This is a genomic window from Vibrio vulnificus NBRC 15645 = ATCC 27562, from assembly GCF_002224265.1.
GTDB lineage: Bacteria > Pseudomonadota > Gammaproteobacteria > Enterobacterales > Vibrionaceae > Vibrio > Vibrio vulnificus.
Genome location: NZ_CP012881.1, coordinates 208,817 through 228,695, shown reverse-complemented (window position 1 = coordinate 228,695; position 19,879 = coordinate 208,817). Strand labels below are relative to the sequence as shown.

General features: G+C 45.6%; 20 protein-coding genes. 11 read left to right on the top strand and 9 right to left on the bottom strand.

The features are described 5' to 3' along the window. The first annotated feature begins 7 nt into the window (after positions 1-7). Genes hisA through hisIE form a run of 3 tightly spaced genes read left to right on the top strand, consistent with a single transcriptional unit; the run spans position 8 to position 2,132 of the window. Entirely contained in the window at positions 8-745 is a 738-nt protein-coding gene (gene hisA, locus AOT11_RS00955; protein WP_017422252.1) for a 1-(5-phosphoribosyl)-5-[(5-phosphoribosylamino)methylideneamino]imidazole-4-carboxamide isomerase, read from the top strand. Then, the gene (hisF, locus tag AOT11_RS00950) at positions 727-1,500 is read left to right on the top strand and encodes an imidazole glycerol phosphate synthase subunit HisF (protein WP_017422251.1); all 774 of its coding nucleotides are present in this window, start codon (positions 727-729) and stop codon (positions 1,498-1,500) included. Before hisA ends, hisF begins: the two co-directional genes overlap by 19 nt. Further along, positions 1,497-2,132: a bifunctional phosphoribosyl-AMP cyclohydrolase/phosphoribosyl-ATP diphosphatase HisIE gene (gene hisIE, locus AOT11_RS00945; RefSeq protein WP_017422250.1), complete on the top strand. Its 636-nt coding sequence runs from the start codon at positions 1,497-1,499 to the stop codon at positions 2,130-2,132. Before hisF ends, hisIE begins: the two co-directional genes overlap by 4 nt. Before the next feature lie 189 nt (positions 2,133-2,321). Here the strand turns inward: hisIE and AOT11_RS00940 are convergent, their stop codons facing one another. The 4 genes from AOT11_RS00940 to AOT11_RS00925 form a co-directional block, all read right to left on the bottom strand. Further along, on the bottom strand, positions 2,322-2,825 hold the full coding sequence (locus AOT11_RS00940; protein ID WP_039467871.1) for a YchJ family protein: 504 nt from the start codon (positions 2,823-2,825) through the stop codon (positions 2,322-2,324). Between the two features lie 75 nt (positions 2,826-2,900). Further along, entirely contained in the window at positions 2,901-4,115 is a 1,215-nt protein-coding gene (locus AOT11_RS00935; protein ID WP_017422248.1) for an EAL and HDOD domain-containing protein, read from the bottom strand. Between the two features lie 107 nt (positions 4,116-4,222). Then, positions 4,223-4,954 (bottom strand): UDP-2,3-diacylglucosamine diphosphatase, encoded by a 732-nt coding sequence (gene lpxH, locus AOT11_RS00930; protein ID WP_017422247.1) that lies wholly within the window; start codon positions 4,952-4,954, stop codon positions 4,223-4,225. A gap of 58 nt (positions 4,955-5,012) precedes the next feature. Further along, positions 5,013-5,507 (bottom strand): peptidylprolyl isomerase, encoded by a 495-nt coding sequence (locus AOT11_RS00925; protein WP_017422246.1) that lies wholly within the window; start codon positions 5,505-5,507, stop codon positions 5,013-5,015. A gap of 205 nt (positions 5,508-5,712) precedes the next feature. On the opposite strand from AOT11_RS00925, the gene cysS reads away from it, so the two are divergent. Both cysS and AOT11_RS00915 read left to right on the top strand, forming a co-directional pair. Next, positions 5,713-7,095 (top strand): cysteine--tRNA ligase, encoded by a 1,383-nt coding sequence (gene cysS, locus AOT11_RS00920; protein WP_026060834.1) that lies wholly within the window; start codon positions 5,713-5,715, stop codon positions 7,093-7,095. A gap of 79 nt (positions 7,096-7,174) precedes the next feature. Next, the gene (locus AOT11_RS00915; protein ID WP_011150030.1) at positions 7,175-7,753 is read left to right on the top strand and encodes a thymidine kinase; all 579 of its coding nucleotides are present in this window, start codon (positions 7,175-7,177) and stop codon (positions 7,751-7,753) included. A gap of 101 nt (positions 7,754-7,854) precedes the next feature. Here AOT11_RS00915 and AOT11_RS00910 read toward each other — a convergent pair whose 3' ends face one another. Genes AOT11_RS00910 through AOT11_RS00900 form a run of 3 tightly spaced genes read right to left on the bottom strand, consistent with a single transcriptional unit; the run spans position 7,855 to position 10,198 of the window. Then, positions 7,855-8,493, bottom strand: coding sequence for a YdcF family protein (locus AOT11_RS00910; protein WP_017422244.1), 639 nt, complete (start codon positions 8,491-8,493; stop codon positions 7,855-7,857). Then, complete coding sequence (locus AOT11_RS00905; protein WP_017422243.1) at positions 8,490-9,320, bottom strand: SDR family oxidoreductase; 831 nt, start codon at positions 9,318-9,320, stop codon at positions 8,490-8,492. The genes AOT11_RS00910 and AOT11_RS00905 overlap by 4 nt, the downstream gene beginning before the upstream one ends. Positions 9,321-9,322: 2 nt before the next feature. After that, complete coding sequence (locus AOT11_RS00900) at positions 9,323-10,198, bottom strand: LysR family transcriptional regulator (RefSeq protein ID WP_017422242.1); 876 nt, start codon at positions 10,196-10,198, stop codon at positions 9,323-9,325. 89 nt (positions 10,199-10,287) lie between these two features. On the opposite strand from AOT11_RS00900, the gene AOT11_RS00895 reads away from it, so the two are divergent. Further along, positions 10,288-10,713, top strand: coding sequence for a PACE efflux transporter (locus AOT11_RS00895; RefSeq protein ID WP_026060833.1), 426 nt, complete (start codon positions 10,288-10,290; stop codon positions 10,711-10,713). 137 nt (positions 10,714-10,850) lie between these two features. Here the strand turns inward: AOT11_RS00895 and AOT11_RS00890 are convergent, their stop codons facing one another. After that, complete coding sequence (locus AOT11_RS00890) at positions 10,851-11,084, bottom strand: TIGR02647 family protein (RefSeq protein ID WP_013572011.1); 234 nt, start codon at positions 11,082-11,084, stop codon at positions 10,851-10,853. 360 nt (positions 11,085-11,444) lie between these two features. Here AOT11_RS00890 and AOT11_RS00885 point away from each other — a divergent pair, with 360 nt between their 5' ends. After that, entirely contained in the window at positions 11,445-12,833 is a 1,389-nt protein-coding gene (locus AOT11_RS00885) for a DNA repair protein (protein ID WP_026060832.1), read from the top strand. 299 nt (positions 12,834-13,132) lie between these two features. Beyond that, positions 13,133-13,975: a formate transporter FocA gene (focA, locus tag AOT11_RS00880; protein WP_011080720.1), complete on the top strand. Its 843-nt coding sequence runs from the start codon at positions 13,133-13,135 to the stop codon at positions 13,973-13,975. A 417-nt stretch (positions 13,976-14,392) separates the two neighbouring features. Here focA and AOT11_RS00875 read toward each other — a convergent pair whose 3' ends face one another. Beyond that, positions 14,393-15,187, bottom strand: coding sequence for an ABC transporter permease (locus AOT11_RS00875; RefSeq protein WP_026060831.1), 795 nt, complete (start codon positions 15,185-15,187; stop codon positions 14,393-14,395). A 578-nt stretch (positions 15,188-15,765) separates the two neighbouring features. On the opposite strand from AOT11_RS00875, the gene torE reads away from it, so the two are divergent. Genes torE through torA form a run of 3 tightly spaced genes read left to right on the top strand, consistent with a single transcriptional unit; the run spans position 15,766 to position 19,667 of the window. Further along, a complete protein-coding gene (gene torE, locus AOT11_RS00870) occupies positions 15,766-15,945 on the top strand; it encodes a trimethylamine N-oxide reductase system protein TorE (protein ID WP_011080718.1) in 180 nt (59 codons plus the stop codon). 50 nt (positions 15,946-15,995) lie between these two features. Further along, on the top strand, positions 15,996-17,180 hold the full coding sequence (gene torC, locus AOT11_RS00865; protein WP_017422237.1) for a pentaheme c-type cytochrome TorC: 1,185 nt from the start codon (positions 15,996-15,998) through the stop codon (positions 17,178-17,180). A gap of 24 nt (positions 17,181-17,204) precedes the next feature. After that, positions 17,205-19,667 (top strand): trimethylamine-N-oxide reductase TorA, encoded by a 2,463-nt coding sequence (gene torA / locus AOT11_RS00860; protein WP_017422236.1) that lies wholly within the window; start codon positions 17,205-17,207, stop codon positions 19,665-19,667. Positions 19,668-19,879: the final 212 nt, after the last annotated feature.

Genomic DNA, 19,879 nt, shown 5'->3' with positions numbered 1-19,879 from the left:
ATTTAGTGTGATTATTCCAGCTCTTGATTTAATTGAAGGACAGGTGGTTCGCCTATATCAAGGTGATTACGGCCAAGTAACTGAGTACAAAGTCGACCCAGCAGAGCAGTTCAACTTGTACCACCAAGCAGGTGCCAACTGGCTACACTTAGTCGATTTAACGGGCGCAAAAGATACCACAGCACGTCAGCTTGATTTGATTGCAAAGTTACTGGCAAGCACGCCAGCGAATATCCAAATCGGTGGTGGTGTGCGTAGTGAACAAGATGTGGTTGATTTGCTAGAAGCCGGTGCTCAACGTGTTGTCGTTGGTTCGACCGCAGTAAAACAACCAGAGCTTGTGAAAGGTTGGATGGAAAAATACGGCGCAGAGAAAATCGTTCTTGCTCTGGATATCAACATCGATCAGGACGGCACGCGTAAAGTGGCGATCTCGGGTTGGCAAGAAGACTCTGGCGTGACCATTGAAGCGCTGATTAATGATTACTTAACGGTAGGTCTACAGCACGTGCTTTGCACGGATATTTCTCGTGACGGTACGCTAGAAGGTTCAAATGTCGAGCTTTACGTCGACCTATGTAAACAATACCCACAAGTGCAGTTCCAATCTTCAGGTGGTATCGGCTCTCTAGCGGATATTGAAGCATTGAAAGGCAGCGGTGTGGCGGGGGTGATTGTTGGTCGCGCACTGTTAGATGGCAAGTTCACAGCAGAGGAGGCATTTGCATGTTGGCAAAGCGAATAATTCCATGTCTTGACGTTCGTGATGGGCAAGTGGTGAAAGGCGTTCAGTTTCGTAACCATGAAATCATCGGTGATATCGTTCCTCTTGCTAAACGCTATGCGGAAGAAGGCGCTGACGAGCTGGTGTTCTATGACATTACTGCTTCCAGCGATGGCCGTGTCGTCGATAAAAGCTGGGTGGCTCGCGTTGCAGAAGTGATTGATATTCCTTTCTGTGTCGCTGGTGGCATTAAATCCGCAGAAGACGCAGCACGTATTTTGGAGTTTGGCGCAGACAAAGTCTCTATCAACTCGCCAGCGCTGGCTAATCCGCAGCTTATTACGGATTTAGCGGATAAGTTTGGTGTGCAATGTATCGTCGTTGGTATCGACTCATACTACGACAAAGAGACGGGCAAGTATCAGGTTTATCAGTTTACTGGTGACGAAGAACGCACCAAAGCGACCCAATGGGAAACCCGTGATTGGGTGCAAGAAGTACAAAAGCGCGGTGCTGGTGAAATCGTATTGAACATGATGAACCAAGACGGTGTACGTAACGGGTACGATATCGAACAACTGAATATGGTACGCGAAGTGTGTAAGGTGCCGTTGATTGCCTCTGGTGGTGCTGGTGCCATGGAGCACTTCGCGGAAGCCTACCAAAAAGCCAATGTGGACGGTGCGCTGGCTGCATCGGTCTTCCACAAACAAGTCATCAATATTGGTGAATTAAAGCAGTATTTAAAGCAACAAGGCATTGAGGTACGACTATGAGTTTTAAAACCGCCGAAGTCAGCTCTCTCGCTGAGCGAATCAACTGGGAGAAGGTGGACGGTCTGGTACCTGCCATCGTACAAGATTTCCAATCGAGCCAAGTGCTGATGATGGGTTACATGAACCAAGAAGCCTTGGTGAAAACGGGTGAAACTGGCCAAGTAACGTTTTTCTCTCGTACCAAAGAACGTCTTTGGACCAAAGGGGAAACGTCAGGTAACGTACTGCAATTGGTGAACATGTCGTTGGATTGTGATAACGACACACTGTTAGTGAAAGTCAACCCAATTGGGCCGACGTGTCATACGGGCACGACCACTTGCTGGGATGGTGACCCACAGGAAGAGTCACAAATGGTGTGGCTTCATCAACTTGAGCAGCTACTGGCTGCCCGCAAGAGTGCCGATCCAGATTCCTCTTATACTGCCAGTCTGTATGCTCGTGGTACCAAGCGTATTTCGCAGAAAGTGGGCGAAGAAGGCGTTGAAGTCGCGCTTGCGGCGACGTCGGGCGATAAGGCGGAGTTAGTGTGTGAATCGGCAGACTTGATTTACCATCTAATGGTATTGCTGCAAGACCAAGGCTTATCGATGAATGATGTGATCAATAAGCTTAAAGAGCGTCATAATTAAGATAGAGGCAAGGTCAAGGTTGATAGGGACTAGGGGCCTAGATAGTGAGTGCGCAGGGAGTCTGCGCACTTTATTTTTTTAGAAAGTGTTATGGAATACAGATGCTTCGCTTACGGAAAGGAAAGATCTAAGGTTTTTAGAACCTAGAACCTAGAACCTAGAACCTAGAACCTTGTTTTCCCTTGTTTCTTACCCACAACATTTCTTAAATTTCTTACCGCTGCCACAGATGCACGGATCGTTGCGGCCCACTTTCAAGCTACTGACGGATTGATTGAGACGCGGATCTTGCTCTGGCTCTTCTTCCGGAAAAGTGCCATCAATGTAGTACCAAAGCCCCTCTTCTTTCACAAAGCGAGAGCGTTCTGTCATACAGTAGCGTTTACCGTCTTCATTAAAGTAAGCGTTGAACTCAACAAAGCCTTCATTCTCGTTGCTTCCCGCTTCTGCTTTAACCACTTCAAGCTTGCACCAATCATTTTCAATGGATTCAGCGATGCCTTCGCGCTGTTCTTCAGCATGGCAGCTTGGGTGGTAGGTATTTACAACGTAATCGACCAACCCCAAGACGTGGGCACTGTAACGAGAACGCATCAGTTGTTCCGGTGTGATCACATCGGCATGATGCTTATGGGCAATTTCACAACACAGAGCATAGGTACGGTTTGATCCGCAAGGACAAGAAGCAGCCATAAATTGAAATCTCAGCAAATAAAGCGATAAAACAAACAACCCCACTGTTGTGGGGTTGTTTGTCATTATAACGAGTTACGGTGTCTGCGACAGCAATTCTTGTGTCCACTCGGTTGCTTTACTATATGCCATACACAACTGATGTTCGGAGATCCCCAGTTGTTGCTGATACTGACTCGCCAGTTCCCAATTTGCTTGTTCATAAGCCGTAATGGTAGACAGTATCGTCCCAAGTTGGCCAGAGCGCTCGCTGAGGGCCAGTTTGATCTCTTCATCAACAGGAATGTCTTCGATAATGTCACCGAGAGGCTGGTCTAGCAACGAATCAAGCAGAGAAAAAAGCCCGGTCAGGAAAGCTTGTCCAGGGTCGTATTTGGTTGACGTATGCCCTAATAGCAGTTCACAAGCGCGCGCGCGTTGAACGGCTAACGAGTAGAGTGAGTCTGGTTTATCTTCGTGAACGGATGCCACCGCGACGAGTGAAATAAATCGGCGTAGTTTTTCCTCACCCAAATAGATCAAAGCTTGGCGGAAAGACTTTATTTTCGCCGTAAGGGTGTAGCCTGAGTTCACGTAAGTCATCAACTTATAGGAAAGCGTGACATCAATAGAAAATAGACGTTCCACTTCATTAAAATCAATGGGCTCATCTGCAATCTCTTTACACAGCTGAACGACCGTTAAAAAAGAAGGGTTAATTCTTCTCTTTTGAATCATTTCAGGGCGGCTAAAGAAGTACCCTTGAAAATAATCAAATCCCGCTTTGATCGCTTGCTCAAATTCTTGGTAAGTCTCGACTTTTTCAGCCAAAAATTTGATTTTCAGTTTACGTAGTGAGGCAATAAACTGAGCGGCTTTTTCTATAGGAACGATGCGAATATCAAACTTAATGATATGGATATAAGGTAAGAAGCGTTTCCACGCGCGATTGGGAACGAAATCGTCCAATGCGATGTGGTAGCCCGCTTTGTGAAGTTTGATAATGGCTTCGTATAGCTCATCGGTTGGTTCACAATCTTCCAGGATCTCTATCACCAAGCTCTCTTTTGGGAAGAGCGTTGGTACTAAGTTAATGAGACTCTGGTATGGAAAGTTCACAAAACCGAGTTTGTTTCCAAGCGTATTGTAGTGCGTGGAAAGGAAATGATCGGAGAGTAAGCGACTGGTCGCTAACTCTGGTTCAACTTCGGGGAAGGTATTTTTTGGACCATCGCGAAACAGCAATTCATAACCAATGGTTTTTCTGTTTTGATCAAGAATGGGTTGTCTGGCAACGTAGGAATACTTCAATTTGCTGAACTCTGTTCTGTTAAAGTGCTTTAGATTTGATGATAGCGACTTTTTCCAAAAGATCTATGTCGATTGTTACAGTTTGCTAGCGATGTTGTAGTAATAATTCACTCAGTAAAAAAAGGGCGTTGTTCTAAGGAATATCCATCGGCAGTAACTTTTAAAACAGAGCCTTGGGAATACCAATCACCCAATACAATGCGTGTTAACGGGATATTATCATGTTCGAAGTGATGAATATTAGGGCGATGAGTATGGCCATGAATCATCAGCTTGACGCAAAACTGAGACATGACTTGCTCGACTTCTTGCTGGTTCACGTCCATGATCTCGAGCGACTTATGTTGCTTATCATCACGAACGCCAGACTGCACTTTGGCAACGATTCGTTTCTTAATAAACCAAGGAATCCGTTTGAAGATCCATTGCAGCCATGGCTGATGCACCGTTTTTCGAAACTCTTGATATTTTAAATCGTCAATGCACAGAGTATCACCGTGAAGGATCACGACTTTTTCGCCATAAAGGTCGATGGTGCAGATATCGTCTAAGAGTGTTATGCCCGTTTCATGACAGAATCGTCGACCCAATAAGAAGTCGCGATTGCCTTGAATAAAATAAACGGGAACACCAGCTGTAGTCAGCGCTTTAAATTCGTTGCGAATGCGTTCGGCAAAGGGAGTGCAATCTTCATCACCAATCCAAAATTCGAACAGGTCACCCAACACATACAGTGCTTCCGCGTTCACGGCTTCGTTACGCATAAATTGCACAAAACACTCAGTGATGTCTGTGCGAGAAGGAGTGAGATGTAAATCAGAAATAAAAAGTGTTGTCATAGAAACAAGGGGAGGCTTAGCCTCCCCATAAACCTATCTCAAAAGATGATGAGTAAGATTACTCTTCAATGGTTGCGCCAGTGATTACCACGTCTTCTAGTGGTACGTCTTGGTGCATGCCGTAAGAACCTGTGCTAACGCCTTTGATTTTGTTAACCACGTCCATACCTTCAACAACTTCACCGAATACGCAGTAACCCCAACCATCACGGCTTTCACTACGGAAGTCTAAAAATGTGTTGTTGTTTACGTTAATGAAAAACTGTGAGCTAGCAGAGTGTGGGTCCATAGTACGAGCCATCGCGATAGAGCCGACTTTGTTGCTTAGGCCGTTGTTCGCTTCGTTTTTGATTGGCTCGCGAGTTGATTTCTCACGTAGACCAGATTCCATGCCACCGCCTTGGATCATGAAACCATCGATAACACGGTGGAAAATGGTGTTGTCGTAAAAACCTTCGCGGCAGTACTGAAGAAAGTTTGCGCTCGTTTCTGGTGCTTTTTCTGCGTTTAGCTCAATCTTGATGTCACCAAAATTTGTGTGAAGGGTGATCATGCTGTTTTCCTTTGTGCTGTTTTGTTTAAAGTCAGAATTCTAGCCTAAGTTAAGGCTCATGCAAAATGAAGGACTAAGCAAATTACGCTTTTGTGTTGGAAGTTTAGTCGATTATCGTTTTTCAGCGGAATTGTTATTACCTAAAAACATTGTAGTTGGTATACTGCCGTTTCATTTTAGTTCAATCAATATACAGATAGAGATCATGTTGAAGATATATAACACACTGACAAGACAGAAAGAGGAATTCAAACCAATCACAGCCGGTAAAGTCGGTATGTATGTCTGTGGAGTTACCATTTACGATCTCTGTCACATCGGTCATGGCCGTACATTTGTCTCTTTTGACGTCGTATCACGTTACCTGCGCTATTTAGGTTACGATCTGACGTTTGTGCGCAACATTACCGATATCGATGACAAAATCATCAAACGTGCGGCGGAAAACGGTGAAACCTGTGATTCATTGACCGAACGTTTGATTGGTGAAATGCACGCTGACTTTGATGCGCTAAACATGAAGCGCCCAGATGTAGAACCGCGCGCAACACAATACATTCAAGAAATCATTGAGTTAGTGGAAAGACTCATTGATCGTGGTTTTGCGTATGTTGCCGACAACGGTGATGTGATGTTTGAAGTCAATAAATTTGACGAATACGGCAAGCTTTCAAAACAAGACCTTGACCAGCTTCAAGCAGGCGCGCGCGTCGATGTGGAAACAGCAAAACGCTGCCCTCTAGATTTCGTACTTTGGAAAATGTCTAAGCCGGGTGAGCCAACATGGGAATCACCTTGGGGGCCTGGTCGTCCTGGTTGGCACATCGAATGTTCTGCGATGAATTCGTCTATTCTTGGCAATCATTTTGATATTCACGGTGGTGGCTCTGATCTTCAGTTCCCTCACCACGAAAACGAAATTGCCCAGTCTTGCTGTGCTCATGACACCCAGTATGTCAACACTTGGATGCACAGTGGTATGGTGATGGTCGACAAAGAGAAGATGTCTAAGTCTCTAGGTAACTTCTTCACCATTCGCGATGTGTTAGGGCACTACGACGCAGAAACCGTACGTTACTTCTTGATGTCGGGTCACTACCGCAGTCAGCTAAACTACAGCGAAGAAAATCTCAACCAAGCTCGTGCGTCACTTGAGCGCCTATACACCTCTTTGCGTGGTTTGGATCTTGCGGCAGCGCCAGCAGGTGGTGAAGAGTATGTGTCGCGTTTCACTGCGGCAATGAACGACGATTTCAACACACCGGAAGCCTATTCTGTGTTGTTTGATATGGCGCGTGAGATCAACCGTTTGAAAACCGAAGATCTGGCCAACGCCAGTGCACTAGGTGCTTTGATGCGTGAGCTTGCGGACGTGATCGGCATTCTTCATCAAGATCCAGACGCGTTTTTGAAAGGTGACGCGGGCAATGATGATGAAGTGGCAGAAATTGAAGCGCTGATCAAACTGCGTAACGATTCTCGTGCGGCGAAAGATTGGGCAAACGCAGATATGGCGCGCGATAAGCTAAACGAGATGGGTATCGTACTTGAAGATGGTCCTGAAGGAACAACGTGGCGTCGCAAGTAATTGCATCTTTTTAAAGGGCTGTTGATTCAGCCCTTTTCTTTACATTTTTAAATTTCCAATTTTACTTAGGTAGTGCTCTGTGGCTCAGATGTATTTCTATTACTCAGCGATGAACGCGGGTAAATCAACGACTCTTCTTCAGTCTTCTTTCAACTATCAAGAGCGTGGTATGACGCCCGTTATTTTTACCGCGGCTTTAGATGATCGCTACGGTATTGGTAAAGTCAGCTCACGGATTGGTTTGCAAGCCGAAGCGCAATTGTTTAAAGCGGACACCAATCTCTATCAAGAGATCGCTGCTCTGAATGAAGTGGAGAAACGCCATTGTATTTTGGTGGATGAGTGCCAATTTTTATCGAAAGAGCAAGTGTATCAGCTAACGGAAGTGGTCGATAAGCTGCACATTCCGGTATTGTGTTACGGACTTCGTACGGATTTTCTGGGTGAGCTGTTTGAAGGCAGCAAATACCTCCTTTCTTGGGCCGACAAATTAGTCGAGCTAAAAACGATTTGTCATTGTGGACGTAAAGCCAACATGGTTATCCGCACCGACGAGCACGGAAATGCCATTAAAGAAGGTGATCAGGTGGCGATAGGGGGTAACGATCGTTACGTGTCAGTCTGTCGTCAGCACTACAAAGAAGCGTTGGGTAAATAACGGGTTCTTTGAATTATCCTGCTGACAAGAAAGCAATGAAGCCACTCACACAATGTGCAGTGGCTTTTTTCGTTGGTTACTGCATTAAACGTGTTCCGGCGTTAAACAAGCAGCGAAGTGAGCTTTTCTCGGATCTCTTGATAAGCGGTTTCAACATCATCGGGCAGCGGTTGCTCGGTTTGGAAGCCTTTTGCTGGATAATGTTTAATGCGCTCAAAGTCCTCAAGAAGCGCTTCAAGCACCAACATTAGAGGCATCTCTTCATTGATGTAATCAAAGAAGGCCTCTCCGGTGGAACTCACCAACAGGCGTGAGTAAGCCCCCTGCCATTGTTTCTCGAACGTCGCGAGGGCGCGTCTTTCCATAAAGGGTTTTTGGACCAAAATAAACGAGTCAAATACTAACCCCTTGTCGATCAAAAGTTGCTCGGAAAAACGGACGTTTTCCCCAGTATTGGAGGATTTTGTTTCGAGTAAGATCGCTTCTTCAGGCACGCCTGATGCTTTTGCGAGCTCGGCAAAAGTCTCCGCTTCGCTTTTTTCAAATCGCCCTTCAGTGAAACGCCCCTCACCGCCAGAAAAGAGGATATAAGGCGCGTACCCTTGTTTGTACAAATTCGCAGCGTGTTCAGCGACTCGAAGATCGTTACTGCACATTACGAGCAAGCAATCGGCGGGAGTTAAGTGATGCTGCAATTGCATGTATTGCCAGAGCTGTTCAATTTGACGAAAAAGTTTCATAAAGCATCCAGCGTTGATTGATATTGAAATTGAAAACCCGATTGCAGCAATTTGTCCACAACAATACGTTTGTCTTCAACGGCGACAACCGGTGGAAAATCAACCTTAAGTTGTGCAGATTCAAGCGCGGCTTGATAGAAGGTGGCTTTATCGACTGTCGTTGGCGTTGACACGTTGAGCACTTGCTGGTCGACGGCATGAATCGCAAACAAAAGCGCCTTGATTGCATCGTCAAGATGAAGCATGTTAGCGGGAGCACGGCTGCTGATTTGTTTTAGATGAGGGACGAAGCGGGCAGGGTGACGATGAGGCCCAAAGAGTCCGCTCAAACGTAAGATGGTAAAGTTTTTGCCTGAATCTAACAGTGATTGCTCTGCTTGCAACATCACGCGTGCTTTGTCACTGAATAAGGCATTCTCGCAGTTTGCTTTGGCGAGTGTTGCGTCGTCTTCCCTCATTTCACCGGGTTGATTTGGATAAACCGTCGTTGAGCTGACCATAATGACTTTTTGTACTGCGCTATCTTTGATGCCGTCGACGATTTTTTGCCACTGGTGAGCATATTCTTCACCGCTACCTTTTCGAAAGCCGGGGGGAAAACTGCCAACAACAATATCGATGGCATTGTTGTCTACGATCGCTCGCACCTTCTTTGCAGCATCATCATTGGCGAGATCGAGGACGGCTTTGTTTTCTAGCTCCAAAGGGACTTCACGAAGGCTGTCTGTAGAGCGTCGAGTGACAATTACCTGATGTTTTAACGCGGACAATTGTTGCGCAAAAGGTAACCCTAGCCAACCTGCTCCAATGATTAATATCTTTTTCATCGCTATTTCCCAAATAAGTTACGCAGCAATCTACGCGTTTCTAAATGCACTGGATCAGAGTGCCACTTCTGATGTTGTATCACATCGATATTGGCTTGCCAGCCAAATTGCAACTGAGGATTTTGTATTTTTACCAAGCCGTGTTGTTCTGCGCCAATGAGGTGTTCTGGTAACAAGCACCAGCCGAAGCCAGCTTTTGCCATCTCTAACAGCATAAAATAGTTATCAGCGTACCAAACGTCTGGGCCAAAGGCTTGATTAAGGGAACTGAACTGGGTGTTCTTAGACCGTATGACCAATTGCCGGTGCAACTTGAGTTGGTCGCTATGCGTTAATGACATCGAAGCCAAAGGATGTTCAGTGGACACGAACACATCAAACGCCACCGCGCCTAAGCTCGAAAAATCGATGGTCGATGGCAGTACGGTTTCACTCAAAATGATGCCGGTAGTCGCGCGCCCAGACTCTACCAACTCAATAATATCTGGGCTTGAAGCCGTTAAACACTCGATTTGTAGCTCTGGAAATGACGCCTCCAAGGTGCGAAAAACGTGTGGCAGTGTTAACAGAGGTACACCTTCGTCGACGGCAAGAATCAGTTGCGACGCGCTCGGTTCAAATAGCGAACTGGCTTTATTCGAGAGTCTCTCTAACTGTTCCAGCGTTGCTTTTGCGTATGGGAGAAGTGCTAAACCTGACGAATTGAGGACAGGGTATCGTCCTGTGCGATCAAAAAGATCCACCCCACAATCAAGCTCCATATTCATAATATGCTGGCTGATGACCGATTGCGCTTTACCAAGTGCCCTCGCAGCGGCAGAAAAGGAGCCTTTTTCAGAGGTAGTGACGAATGCTTGTAGTTGCTCGATAGTAAACATATCGTTTTGAAAGATGGTATCTAACTTTTATGTATCTTAATGGTAGATAGAATGTGTGTGATTGAAAAGCATCAGTAAGAGGTTTTGTGATGACACAAGGTGAACGACTTTTTCATGCCGTGGCGTTTGAACTTTTGGCATTGGCGATCATTGTACCAGCGACATCTTTGATGACTGGCAAAGGGGCTTCGGCACTGGCTATTGTCGGGATTGGGCTGAGTATCTTTACCGTCATTTGGAATTACATCTATAACCAATATTTTGATCAGTGGTTTGGTGCAAATCGAGCAGAGAGAGGATTAAAAATGCGTCTTTTGCATACGCTCGGATTTGAGGGAGGGCTGATCTTCATTACCATTCCAGTGATCTCATGGTTTCTCAGCATCTCGATATTACAAGCCTTGTTGCTGGAAGCGGGATTCTTGCTCTTTTTCCTATTTTACGCGACGGGGTTTAATTGGCTTTACGACCGCGTTCAACCCTATCAATGGATGAATGCCTTATTTTCTCGCTAGGTAATGCTCTGCGGGGTGCGTAATAGTCAACAGTTTGTTGTTTGCACGCTCCGTCACCAAGCTAGAGAAACAAAAAGACTCGCTTTTGAATGACCAAAAGCGAGTCTTTATTATTCTCAGTCAGTTGCGCTAAAACACTATGCGCTTAATACTCTCAATGTTTTTTCTGCGTGCTCTGCTACTTCAATACCTTCGTCAGTGAGGTAGCCTCCGTCGATTTGAGTACATAGGCCTTTATCAAATAAACGTTTTACCGCGGCCTGAGCCGATTCTGCCGCATCTTTGTGCACTTTTATCCCTGTTGCAGCGCTACTCAAGTCAAATTGTAGCAATAGGTTCATTTCAGCTAAGTGTTCTTCTGTAAATTTCATACTCATACTCCGACAAATCTTTCCGCTTCAACTTAGTACGCTTAGGCAATAGTTACAATCATAAAGAGCGAGAATTGTTAGCCAGTCGGTAAATTCGCAAATTCTTCTCTCTTTGTATCGAAGTGATTGATAAGAAACGCTGTTTTATTATTCATCTAACCAATGCCACATATCATTATTAAGACTTTTATAATATATTTACGTGTCTATTCGAGATAACAGAGCGTAAGAAAACGCTCGTTTGTAATGATATTTTTGCGAGTACTCCATTTCTTCATGTTTAGCCTTTTGGCTGTTGATGCGGAGGGGGGACGAAAAATGCTCGCGCGTCAATGAGCTAAGACATAAAAGGGTAACAGAATGAATAAAATGAAGTTGGTACTGACGGCATCAATGATGCTCTCCATTGTGGGTTGTCAGTCTACGCCAGAAGAAAAAGCCACCCAAGAGGTGACAAACGAAGTCGCTGAAAATGCGAGCACGCCGTTTGTTGGTATTCAACAATCGCACCAACAATGGTCTCAAGCTCTACAAGACAGCGGGAAGCTGGCGATCTACGCACCGGAAAACTTCAAAGATTTAACATCGGCTTGGAAAGAAGCCAGTGAGATCTACACAAAACTGGAAAAAGATCCTTCTCTAGCATCGAAAAGCTACTCTCTATTCTCTTCTGACACCTATGCACAAGCCTATCAAGAGCAAATTAAGTTGGTGGATCAAAATTTCGCAGCGTTAGAAAAACTGAAAGCGAAAGCAGACGTGATCTTGGCAGATTCTATTGCTCAGATGGATTACCTAGCAGAGATCAATGCCGCGAAACTCTACGCGAATGATTACAACAAGGTGCTTTCTCAGTATAAGAAGCTATTTTCTTACGTTGTGGTTGATGAGCTAGAAGAAGCGCAAGAGAAACAAGTTGTTTTCCTCAATACCGCGAAACAGCTTGAGGTGAAGGTAGTGCACAAAACGTTCATTCTACCGCTTCAACAAGAACTGAAAACTCTAAAGAAAGAAGATTTTAATGAAGTTGCGCCAGTGAGTTTTGCCACGGCGGAAAACGTTATTAATATTGCAGCAAACATTGCTCAAACTAATCCTCGTGATAAAGCCGCAATTGAGTTGGCAGTGGCGAGCGCTCAGTTTGAGATCGAACACGTTAAGCAAGTCACGCATCAGGTGAAACTGTTGGCTTCTGTCGAAGACGATGCTTTTGAAAACTCAGTTTTAGAAATTGAAAACAAGTTGCTTGCCATCTCTAAAGCAGTCGATGGTTCTGATTACCGTGATGTGATGCTAAGAGAGCAAAGCGAGAAGATTCTTGCAAGCGTGAAACGCATGCACGAAGCAAACAAAACCACCGATTTGTCTCAGCAGGTGACAGAGCTTAACAGTAAAGTGAAAGTGCTCGAAACCAAGGCGGCTGAGCAAAAAACAGCATTGGAAAAAGCCAATCAACGTGAGCTGGCGTTAAATGCTCACATTGAACGTGAAGCTGCGCATATCAAGAGTTTGGAAGAGTTGGTCGCGAATCTGAAACTTCAGTTAGCGGCAAAAGATCAGCCTGTGGCTACTGTGGCACAAGCGGAGCCAGTGCAAGAGGGGATTACATCAGAAGAGCAAGTTCCTCAAGTAGAAGAGGCAGCCCCAGAAGCCGAAGTGACTGAAACTGAAGAGGCGGCAAGCGACGGTGAGGCGAGTAGCGAAACCGTATCGCCAGAAACGCAGCCAGAGATTGCAGCAGCAGAATAATCTCAGAGCTTCGCTAACACTAACTCAAAAATGCCTCAACCATATGAGGCATTTTTTGTTTCTTCGGTTTGCGACAGCACGTTTGAATATCGGTTTCTCGTTGGCGTATTGGTGAGCCGTTTTTAACGTCAGCACAGAAACTGAAAGCAGAAGATGCTAATAGGTAGTGGCAATCTGGTATTGCTTTCCAACTCACTAAAACAACATTTTTTGTAAACATAAAAAATACCCCTTGAAAAACTCTGGAAAAGGAGAGATTATCCGCGCCACTCGAAATTGTTTCCAAATGTTAACCTGCAATGAACTTCAATCAATTTGACTCGCTATTACCACCACAGGCCGCGGAAAGAGCGGCAGAGATCGGTGAAGGGAAAGCGACCAAGGACCCGGTTAAATCATTTTTACTTGCTATTTCAGCCGGTATTCATATCGGTATCGCCTTCGTGTTTTATACCACGGTAACAACTGGTGGGGCGGACTTGCCTTGGGGAATCACACGCCTGATCGGTGGCCTAGCATTTAGCTTAGGTTTAATCCTTGTTGTTGTGACTGGTGGTGAACTGTTTACGAGTTCAGTGCTGACATTAGTTGCGCGTGCCAGCGGTAAAATCTCCTGGCGTGTTCTGATCAAAAACTGGTTTGTGGTTTATGTCGGTAACTTAGTTGGCGCCATTTTGCTGGTGGTTTGCATGTTGATCACTAAGCAGTACATGTTTGACCATGGACAGGTTGGTCTAAACGCGATGGCGATTTCACAGCATAAGATGCACCACAGCTTTTTCTCTGCCGTAGCTTTAGGCATCATGTGTAATGTGCTGGTTTGTATCGCTGTGTGGATGACGTTCAGCGGTCGTACACTAACGGATAAAATAGCGGTGATGATTCTTCCTGTTGCGATGTTTGTCTCGGCAGGTTTTGAGCACTGTATTGCCAATATGTTCCAAGTGCCGATGGCGATTGGTATCAAAAACTTTGCCCCAGCTGAATTTTGGCAAATGACGGGGGCAAACATTGCCGACTACGCCGACCTGAACATGATGGACTTTCTGCTGAATAACCTACTGCCCGTTACGCTTGGTAATATCATCGGTGGTGGTGTGTTTGTTGGCATGTGGTACTGGCTAATCTACCTGCGCGATTAATCGCTGAGTGACACGATTAACCGCGATTCTTAGATAACGAAAAAGCAGACGTCAAGTCTGCTTTTTCGTTTTTCATACACTTTAGAAATCACTTGAGTGTGCTCAGAACTCTGCTGGTTGCGGAGGCAATTCAAAGGGCCTATCAATTAGCCACTCTCGACAATCTTGCTCCAGCTCATCATGGTATTGCAGTGAATCGTCCATAGTCTTCCTCTCCATTGGATGCTTTATAGGCAAGTTACGTCTCAATCATGACGGCCGTGTGACGATCTTCCTGCGTTTTTAAGACACCGACTGATGGGGACTGAACGAGGTTATCCACATTTTCTGTGGATAACCTGTCGTAAACTTCGTGGGTATCTCATTTCAGCTAAAAGTGATTAGAAAAGAGGTGGTTAGAAAAATAGATAAAACTGCTTATTTTGTGTCCAGTGTGTTTGTTTTCACTTGCCCGTTTCTATCTAAACAGCGATGTAGCGCCAGTTCTAAGGTGATGACAACAGAAAGGGTGAGGGTGACAAAAATCGCGATCATAATGATCAGTTGATATTTAATCGCCACCATTGGACTTGCGCCCCCCAAGATTTGTCCTGTCATCATTCCAGGTAATGTCACTAGCCCTGTCGCCGCCATTGAGGCAAGAATAGGAGCAAAAGACTTTTGTATCGCTTGCCTAACAAACAGAAGTGACGCATAACGTGGCGACGCACCGAGGGCGATCGCAGCTTCGTATTCATTCTTTCGATTACGATAGCAATCAAACAGATTTTGCAAAGCGACAATATTGCCACTTAAGCTGTTGCCCAGCAGCATACCAGCCAAAGGAATCATATATTGTGTGTGATACCAAGGTGTTGGCTTGATGATACCAACAAGCAACACTGAGAGTATTGGCAACATACCTCCAGCGAGCCCGAATAAGGTAGGCAAGAGCAGCTGAGTTTGTGGCAAGTGGGCTTTGCTGACAATGGAAGAAGCGCCAACAGAGAGCATCACCAATAACCAAAGCACATTGATGCGCCAGTCATTCAGGGTAAACAGGTATTCCAAATAGAAGCCCACTAAAATCAGTTGCAGTGCCATACGGCCAACACTCAGCATAGCTTCTTTTGCGATCGCCAACTGATAAAAGTGGCTAATGATTAGCGGGATAATAAGGAGGCTAGAAAACGCCAAGAGAGCCCCCCAAGTGAGGTCAATAACTGAATCCATACCTATCTCTTTCCATTCGTCATTTCGGGATTGAAACGAATCTAAGGTGGTATGGGAAGGCGTCTGATGCATTTTCTTGTCAGAAGTCACACTGTGTAAATCACGAGCGGTGAGTCGTAACGTATGTATCTCTTGAATTGCTTACTTGCTGCAATGTTGAACGATTTTTGCTCTGAGATAGCCACTTTAAACTACTATTTTTCTCTTTAAATATTCACACCTTGATAACAATAAAATAAAACAATCGCCATTGTGATTGTTTTATTTTTGAGAGAATAAGAATCAGTCCGGCTAAAAAATGTCACTCTGCTAGCATTTGTGTTACGTGGTTGTTTTTCTTTTAACAATAATGCAAAAGACTTATTTCTTCATATCTATTCACAACTTTACACATGGAATATCAATCCGACACATCTCTGGATGAGCTCAAAAAAGTGTTGAATAACAAGGGTAGGCCGTAGGGAATTGATTGAACCACACATTGTGTATGGTCTAATATTTTGCATTAGATAGTGTTAAAAGTTTCATCCTGTTGGGGTGGGGCAACTGAAATTACTAAATACAAAATAGGCAAATGTATGAGTGATGTTAACAAAATTGAGAGTGCTGAAAAGCGCTCATTGGAGTGGAAATCTTTCCTCTTCATTACCGTCGTCCTCTTTCCAATCTTGAGTGTGGCGTTCGTTGGTGGATATGGCTTCATCGTTTGGATGTTGCAAGTTTTCTTCTTCGGACCTCCAGGTGCTCACGGCATGTAAGCCTGTGAACTTATCCCCACACTTTTGAAAAGATTTTAAGAGAGCAGACAATGAAATCATTGATCATTAAATTGTGGCGTACTGTAACGCGCCCAGCAGTTCATATCAGCCTTGGTGTGCTGACCGTGGGCGGCTTCATTGCCGGTGTGATTTTCTGGGGTGGTTTTAATACCGCGTTGGAAGCGACCAACACCGAAGAGTTTTGTGTCAGTTGCCACACCATGCGTGACAACGTGTACCAAGAGCTGCAAGACACAGTGCACTGGAAAAACCACTCAGGTGTTCGCGCGACCTGTCCTGACTGTCACGTACCACACAACTGGACGGACAAAATTGCACGTAAAATGCAGGCGTCTAAAGAAGTTTTTGCGCAAGTCTTTGGTAACTACGATGAACCGGGCGTTTTCGAAGCTCGCCGTATCGAGCTAGCAAAACACGAATGGGATCGCTTCTCAGCCAACAAATCCCTTGAATGTAAAAACTGTCATAACTACGACTCGATGGACTTCACGCAAATGTCTCCAACGGCTCGTATCCAAATGAAGCAAGCGGCAGAGAAAGATCAAAGCTGTGTTGACTGTCACAAAGGCATCGCGCACAAATTACCGGCAGGTATGGATAGCATTGGTGGTATCGTTGGTGACTTAGAGCAAATGGCTTCAAGCACCGATTATTCTGTGGGTAAAGAGCTTGTGAGTGTTCGTCACCTACCGATCTACTTTGATGCACAAGGTCAAACCGAAGCGGGTCTATTGAACCCTGCGTCTACCGTAAAAGTAGTGGAAGACAAAGGTGATTATGTCGAAATCGAGATCGATGGCTGGCGTAAAGCGAAAGGTTTTGGTCGCGTAATTCAAGAAGACTTCGGCAAAAACATCGCTGTGGCTTCGCTGCTAAAAGAAGCGTCTATGGATGACAAAATTGTCACCACTGGCGAAGAGAAAGTGGATGAGCTAACTGGTCTTCCATGGGAAAAAGTGGCGGCGAAAGTTTGGATCAAGAAAGAGTCAATGCTGAACGACATCAACCCAGTGTGGGAAAAATCTCGTGAAGCATACAAAACAAACTGTTCAGTGTGTCACACACAGCCTGCAGAAGCGCACTTCGATGCCAATACTTGGCCAGGCATGTTTGACGGCATGCTAGCGTTCGTGAACCTTGATACGGATAGCGAAGCCCTTATCTTGAAATATCTACAGAAGCACTCTTCAGATTATGCTGAAGGTCATCACTAATAAGCATTGGATGGAGTAATTTAAATGGCTATTACAAGAAGAAGTTTTCTTAAGGGCGTAGCAACCACAAGTGCTGCCTCTGTTATCGGTCCTAGCTTATTGGCGTCGGCTTCTGCAAACGCAGTAGAAACAACAGGAACATGGAAAGTATCCGGTTCTCACTGGGGCGCGTTCCGCGCCCACATCTACGCGGGTAAAGTTCAAGAGATCAAACCGCTAGAGCTAGACCAAAACCCAACTGAGATGCTAAACGGCATCAAAGGCATCATCTACAGCCCTTCACGTGTGCGTTACCCAATGGTGCGCCTAGACTGGCTGAAAAAACACAAGTACAGCGCAGATACGCGCGGCAACAACCGTTTTGTACGTGTGACTTGGGATGAAGCGTTGGACCTGTTCTACCGTGAGCTAGAGCGCGTACAAAAAGAGTATGGCCCTTGGGCGCTACACGCAGGCCAAACAGGTTGGAACCAAACGGGTTCATTTAACAACTGTACAGCGCACATGCAGCGCGCTGTGGGCATGCACGGTAACTACATCACCAAAGTTGGTGACTACTCAACCGGTGCTGGCCAAACGATTCTGCCATACGTGCTAGGTTCTACCGAAGTGTACGCACAAGGTACGTCTTGGTCTGAGATTCTAGAAAACGCAGACAACATTATTCTTTGGGCGAACGACCCAGTGAAAAACCTCCAAGTGGGCTGGAACTGTGAAACGCATGAATCTTACGCTTACCTTGCGCAACTAAAAGAGAAAGTGGCAAAAGGCGAAATCAACGTGATTTCGGTTGACCCGGTTAAGAACAAAACACAGCGTTACCTAGAGAACGATCATCTGTATGTCAACCCAATGACAGATGTACCGTTTATGTTGGCGATTGCGCATGTTCTCTACACTGAAAATCTATACGATAAGAAGTTCATCGACACTTACTGTCTTGGTTTTGAAGAGTTCATCAACTACGTTCAAGGCAAAACGAAGGACAAAGTTGAAAAAACACCAGAATGGGCTGCGCCTATTTGTGGCGTGAAAGCAGACAAAATCCGTGAATTTGCCCGCATGCTTGTGAAAGGCCGCACTCAGATCCTGATGGGTTGGTGTATCCAACGTCAAGAGCACGGTGAGCAGCCTTACTGGGCAGCCGCGGTTGTTGCGGCAATGATCGGTCAAATCGGCTTGCCTGGCGGTGGTATCTCTTATGGTCACCACTACTCAAGTATCGGTGTGCCTTCAACCGGTTTTGCTGGCCCTGGTGGCTTCCCTCGTAACCTTGATGCGGGCATGAAACCAAAATGGGACAACAATGACTTCAATGGCTACAGCCGTACTATCCCTGTTGCGCGTTGGATCGACTGTCTGCTAGAGCCAGGTAAAGAGATCAACTACAACGGTGGCAAAGTGAAGCTGCCAGACTTCAAGATGATGGTTATTTCGGGCTGTAACCCATGGCACCACCATCAAGATCGCAACCGCATGAAGCAAGCGTTCCAGAAACTACAAACTGTCGTAACGATCGACTTCGCGTGGACAGCGACGTGTCGCTTCTCAGACATCGTGCTACCAGCATGTACCCAATGGGAACGCAATGACATCGACGTATACGGTTCATACTCAAGCCGTGGTTTGATTGCGATGCATCGTTTGGTGGATCCTCTGTTCCAATCTAAGCCAGACTTCCAAATCATGAAGGAACTGACTGAGCGCTTTGGCCGCAGTGAAGAATACTCTCGCGGTATGAGTGAAATGGATTGGATTCGCAGCCTATACAACGATTGTAAGAAATCGAACGAAGGCAAATTCGAGATGCCAGAATTTGATGAATTCTGGGAGAAGAGCGTACTGGACTTCGGCCAAGGTCAACCTTGGGTTCGTCACGCGGATTTCCGTCAAGACCCTGAAATCAACCCACTGGGTACACCTTCAGGCTTTATCGAGATCACGTCTCGTAAGATCGGTCGTTACGGCTACGAACACTGCCAAGAGCACCCAATGTGGTTCGAAAAATCAGAACGTTCACACGGCGGACCAGGCTCAGACAAACATCCGTTCTGGTTGCAATCTTGTCACCCAGACAAACGCCTGCACTCTCAGATGTGTGAGTCTGAAGAGTTCCGTGCGACTTACGCAGTAAAAGGTCGTGAGCCAGTCTACATCAACCCACTTGATGCAAAAGCAAAAGGCATCAAAGAGGGTGATTTGGTACGCGTGTTTAATGACCGTGGTCAGCTTCTAGCAGGAGCTGTGCTAACGGACAGCTACCCACGTGGCGTGATTCGTATCGAAGAAGGTGCGTGGTACGGTCCTCTAAGCGAGAAAGTGGGAGCTATCTGTACTTACGGTGACCCTAACACACTGACTCAAGATATCGGCTCATCTGAGCTGGCACAGGCGACTTCTGCGAACACCTGTATCGTAGACTTCGAGAAGTTCACTGGCAAAGTTCCACCAGTGACCTCATTTGGTGGCCCAATCGAAGTGGCGTAATCGCAGCTTGATAATGAACGAGAAAAGGTCTGGCATACATGCCGGACCTTTTTTTGTTTCGATAACGCAAAAATAGCATCATCCATTACATATTCCTTCGAGTTCCTTCCCACAAATTATTTTCTTCTAGCGAAACACGTTCGCTGTTTTGTCGTTTTCCATATGATCTCAACTGGATGTACTCAATAAAGTGGGGCTATGGCTTAAAGAGT